Genomic DNA, 984 nt, shown 5'->3' on the forward strand with positions numbered 1-984 from the left:
CTAGACGAGTAAGTCCTAACGGCCCCGGGGCTGCGGCATAGGCGAAGGGTGTTGAAGATCCGTTTGTGACGACAGACCTCAACACCCTTCTGACCGCACTGTACGTGAAGATCGACGACTGGCTTGGACGGCCGCCCAGGACCGGGCGGCCATCGAAGCTGTCCGACGCGGAGTTGCTGACCCTGGCGGTCGCGCAGGTGCTGCTCGGGGTGCGTTCCGAGGCCCGTTGGCTGCGGTTCGTCCCCGGGCATCTGCCCGGGGCGTTCCCGTACCTGCCAGGGCAGTCCGGCTACAACAAGCGCCTACGGGCGGCGGTGCCGCTGCTCAAACGCGCCATCCGGGCGGTCGCTGCGGACACCGACCTGTGGTCGGACACGACCTGGGTGGTGGACTCCACCCCGGTGGAGTGCGGCCGGTCGAGGCCGACGGTGAAACGGTCCGACCTGGCGGGGTGGGCCGGTTACGGCTACTGCGCTTCGCACTCGAGGTTCTTCTGGGGCCTGCGCCTGCATCTGGTCTGCACCCCGTCCGGTCTGCCGGTCACCTGGGCGCTGGCCACGCCGAAGCTCGACGAGCGGCAGGTCCTGGCCGCGGTCCTCGATCACGACCCCGAGCTCGTTGCTGACCGTCCGGGCCTGCTGATCGTGGCGGACAAGGGGTACGTCTCGGCCGAATTGGACCGGTGGCTGGCCGAACGTGGGGTGCGGTTGCTGAGACCGTCGTACCGCAACCGCACCCCACGCCGCGACGAGCACCTGCTCAAGCCTGTCCGCCAGCTGATCGAGTCGGTCAACGACACATTGAAGGGCCAACTCGACCTTGAGCTACACGGCGGTCGCAGCATCGATGGAGTCACCGCCCGAGTCGCGCAGCGAATCCTCGCCATGACCGCCGCGATCTGGCACAACCGCGCCACCGGCCAACCCGTGACCAGGTCCCTGATCGCCTACGACCACTGACCCGACTTCGGACTTACTCGTCTAG

At 67.7% G+C, this 984-nt stretch carries 1 protein-coding gene; it reads left to right on the top strand.

Features of this window, described 5'->3' with window-relative positions; translation table 11 throughout:
• The first annotated feature begins 65 nt into the window (after positions 1-65).
• Positions 66-959, top strand: a complete 894-nt coding sequence (locus ACFHW0_RS31655; protein WP_416613294.1) for an IS982 family transposase — start codon at positions 66-68, stop codon at positions 957-959.
• The last annotated feature ends 25 nt before the right edge of the window (positions 960-984 follow it).

Source organism: Micromonospora sp. LOL_025 (assembly GCF_048060285.1).
GTDB lineage: Bacteria > Actinomycetota > Actinomycetes > Mycobacteriales > Micromonosporaceae > Micromonospora.